This is a genomic window from Vibrio sp. M260118, assembly GCF_036533755.1.
Taxonomy (GTDB): Bacteria; Pseudomonadota; Gammaproteobacteria; order Enterobacterales; family Vibrionaceae; genus Vibrio.
Map to the genome: position 1 here is coordinate 1 of NZ_JATABG010000302.1, position 4,447 is coordinate 4,447.

A 4,447-nucleotide genomic window follows, 5' to 3' on the forward strand; every position below is an offset into this window, starting at 1 on the left:
TTAACTTGGAAAGACTCTTCAGAACTTTGGTTCACACCCTCGACTAGCTGATCCGCCACATCTTTGATAGATGTAATGTTCTGCGTGATTTCGCTAGTGACATGAGTTTGCTCTTCTGCCGCCGTTGCAATCTGAGTTGCCATATCGCTAATCAGAGTTACCGCCTGATTAATTTCACCTAGCGCCGTTGCCGCTCGGTCTGCATCTTCCACAGATAGCTCTGCCAAGTTTGCACTACTGTTCATAATAGATACGGCTCGACTCGTGGTCTCTTGCAGCACCGCAATAGTGTTATTGATCTCTTCTGTTGAAGAGTGAGTTCTTTGTGAAAGTACGCGAACTTCGTCTGCAACCACAGCAAACCCCCTGCCCTGCTCACCGGCACGTGCCGCTTCGATAGCCGCGTTTAGTGCAAGCAGGTTAGTTTGTTCAGCGATACCCTGAATCGTAGAAAGTACCGTTGAGATCTCTTGACCGTGACGCTCTAGTTCACCAACCACATCGCTTGCGCTTTGGAGTTCAATTGCCAGTTTGTTAATCGAACCTTTAGTATGTTCGACCAGTGCTTGACCATGATCTGTACTCCCTGCCGAATCTTGCGCGGCTTGCGCAGTTCTCTCCGCATGAGAAGCGATTTCTTGGGTGGCGCTTGCAAGTTCTGTTACCGCGGTCGCGACCATAGTGATCTCTTGCTGTTGGTGATGAATCTCATCAACAGATCGTTGTGCACGACGAGTACTAGAGTCTGACTGTTGAGTAAGCTGCGAAGACTGCTCTCGGATATGACCAATTAACTGCTGTAAACTGCCGACAAACACATTGAAATTGTGCGCAAGTTTGCCAACCTCATCCTGTGATTCAACCTCGATGCGTTGAGTTAAATCACCGCTGCCGTTAGCAATTTGCTCCAACGCGTTCGACACGTTAGTCAATGGGCGGAACAGAATATTACATAAAAGATTGAACAGCAGCGTACAAATCACAACGACAATACCAGTGACCAGTAACTGGCCCCATACCGCATCAAACAAAGGTGAAACTAGAGAGTCATAGTCAACAACAATCACCGTTGCAAGACCTGTACTGCCGATAGCACTAGCATAAACAACCGATTTTTTGCCTAACACATCAACCAACAAGTCATGACCAGAGGTTAACGCTTGCTTGATCGTCCCTTCACTGAGCCCTAGCTCTGCAAGTGATTTGTTGAGTAGTTTGGTATTCTTATGAGCAAAGATATTGCCTTGGTTATTGGCAATAAACATGTAACCATCACCCGGTAGAATAACCTTCTCCATACCACTTAAGATATCGGTAATTTCAACATCAGCACCAAGCACTATCTGTTGACCATGCAGATTCATTGCTTTACCCAACGAAACTACGTTGGCACCAGTCGCCGCTGCTACCGTTGGGTTATCCATAAATACCTTGCTTGGTTGTTTTACCGCATTTGTGTACCAGCCCCATACACGAGGGTCGTCATTGCCCGGTGGTAAAATCACGCCATTGGCATTATTTTGGCTACCATCTGGGTAAGCTAAGAACACGTTGTCAAAACTCGCAGCGTCTTTGATTTGTTTAAGGTGAGTAACGATATCTTCTTGCTTAGATTCTTGAGACAAAGAAGTTAACGCGCGCTCCTTTGACAGAATCCAATCCGATACATATTGGTTGTATGAAGATGCGGTGCTATCCAGGCGTTGCTCCACTTCAACAGTAAGTCTTTCTAATGAAGCTCGGAATGAAAGCCCCTCAACCAACAGTCCCCCGATGACTATGGCAACACTCGCAGAAATTGCGAGCTTATTCTTGAGTGATAATTTTTTAAGCATGCTTTCCACTTATTGTTTTATTTATGTACTGGACTTTTATAAGTCAGCGTCATTATATTTCGAGCTTGGAAATAAATACTGATCTTGCTCGAATAATTAGCAATTTTTTTCTATTACTGGGAGCTCGACTCAAAAAAATATCTGCAAGAATGTCGAGCCCCTAAAAGCCTAAGCAATAACACAATACGCTCAAGCCACATCGCGAACTCTCAGCAACTGAAGTCGCTCTAACATTCCATTGGCTAGGTCTATATATCTGAACCAACACGCCAAAGCTGCCGTACTAAGTTTAAACACTGATTGCAAAAGATAGCGCTGACACTACTTGATTTGGTTCATTTATAGATGGCATGAATCTGTGTCGATTCATCTTCAGTTCTTCTGTGGTCTGACATCTTGTACTCGGTCACAAATTGCAATTAAACACATATTTTTTAAGCAAAATTCTAAAAACCAACTAACCTTAAATAAGAAAGGATTTTGCTTTTCTATGCGGGTTTATTGTCATTTTGACAGGTTCAGAGGGGAATTCATTATGAGTATTTTCGACCATTTCCAAGCGCGCTACGAAGCCTCAAAGGATGAGGAGCTATCACTACAAGAGTTTTTGGCTCTATGTAAAGACGATAAAAGCGCATATGCCAATGCAGCAGAACGTCTTCTCATGGCCATTGGTGAGCCAGAGGTGATCGACACAGCGCAAGACCCACAACTAAGTCGTATTTTCTCAAACCGAGTCATCTCTCGCTACGACACATTCAAAGATTTCTACGGTATGGAAGATGCCATTGAGCAGATCGTTTCCTACCTAAAACACGCCGCACAAGGGCTCGAAGAGCGTAAACAGATTCTCTACTTACTTGGCCCTGTAGGTGGTGGTAAATCATCATTGGCGGAAAAACTCAAAGCACTCATGCAGCAAGTACCTATTTATGTGCTTTCGGCTGACGGTGAACGCAGCCCGGTCAATGACCACCCATTCTGCTTATTCGACGTCAACGAAGACGGCGAGCTGCTAAAGAAAGAGTACGGTATCGAGAAGCGCTACTTGCGCTCTATCATGTCTCCTTGGGCAGCGAAACGTCTGCACGAATTTGGCGGCGACATTTCTAAGTTCAAAGTCGTTAAAGTAAGACCTTCGATTCTAGACCAATTAGCTATCGCTAAAACTGAGCCTGGCGATGAAAACAACCAAGACATTTCATCACTGGTCGGTAAAGTCGATATCCGTCAACTAGAACACTTCTCACAAGATGACCCAGACGCGTATAGTTACTCTGGTGCACTATGTCGAGCAAACCAAGGTTTGATGGAGTTCGTTGAGATGTTTAAAGCGCCGATCAAGGTGCTCCACCCGCTACTTACGGCTACTCAAGAGGGTAACTACAATGGTACCGAAGGTCTGTCGGCCCTGCCATTTGACGGCATGATTCTGGCGCACTCGAACGAATCAGAGTGGCAAACGTTCCGTAATAACAAGAACAACGAAGCCTTCCTTGACCGTGTATACATAGTCAAAGTGCCATATTGTCTACGCGTATCTGAAGAGGTGAAAATTTACCAGAAACTGCTCGACCACTCAGAACTATCAAAAGCGCCTTGTTCACCAAGTACACTAGAGCTGCTTTCTCAATTTAGTATCTTGTCGCGCCTCAAAGAGCCGGAAAACTCATCCATCTTCTCGAAAATGCGCGTTTATGATGGTGAAACATTGAAAGATACCGATCCGAAAGCGAAGAGCTACCAAGAGTACCGTGACTTTGCTGGCGTGGATGAAGGTATGTCAGGGCTATCAACCCGTTTCGCGTTTAAGATTCTCTCGCGAGTGTTTAACTTCGACCAAACTGAAGTAGCGGCCAACCCTGTTCATCTGTTCTACGTCATTGAGCAACAAATTGAACGCGAGCAGTTCCCTCAGGAGACCGCAGAGAAATACCTAGAGTTCTTGAAAGGTTACCTAGTACCGCGATACGTCGAGTTTATCGGTAAAGAGATTCAGACTGCTTACTTAGAGTCTTACTCAGAGTACGGCCAGAACATCTTTGACCGCTACGTAACCTACGCAGATTTCTGGATTCAAGACCAAGAATACCGCGACCCAGAAACAGGCCAACTATTTGACCGCTCTGCACTAAACAATGAACTAGAAAAAATCGAAAAAACGGCCGGAATTAGTAACCCGAAAGATTTCCGTAATGAGATCGTTAATTTTGTTCTTCGTGCCCGCGCGAACAACAATGGTACCAATCCGGTTTGGACAAGTTACGAGAAGCTTCGTACCGTTATCGAGAAGAAAATGTTCTCGAATACGGAAGAGTTGCTCCCTGTTATCTCCTTTAACACTAAAACCTCTTCTGAAGATCAGAAGAAACACGATGACTTCGTCGCACGTATGATGGAGAAAGGCTACACAGAGAAACAAGTTCGCTTGCTATCTGAATGGTATCTACGCGTACGTAAGTCTTCTTAATAGCAGTGTTTGCCCATGAATCCCTACCAGAGGCTCTCTGGTAGGTGATTGGATGCACAAATGTCTATGACATCGATTGGCATACGAATATGAGATGAGGGGTGACTCATGGCGCAATTTATTGACCGACGACTGAACGGCA

The 4,447-nt window shown here is 45.0% G+C and carries 2 protein-coding genes; one reads left to right on the plus strand and one right to left on the minus strand.

The genetic code is table 11. The features are described from left to right. Positions 1 to 1,835: methyl-accepting chemotaxis protein (locus tag QTO00_RS15405; RefSeq protein ID WP_331425573.1), on the minus strand; the 1,835-nt coding region annotated here is incomplete at its 3' end. A gap of 535 nt (positions 1,836 to 2,370) precedes the next feature. On the opposite strand from QTO00_RS15405, the gene QTO00_RS15410 reads away from it, so the two are divergent. After that, on the plus strand, positions 2,371 to 4,305 hold the full coding sequence (locus tag QTO00_RS15410; RefSeq protein ID WP_038207202.1) for a PrkA family serine protein kinase: 1,935 nt from the start codon (positions 2,371 to 2,373) through the stop codon (positions 4,303 to 4,305). Positions 4,306 to 4,447 lie beyond the last annotated feature (142 nt).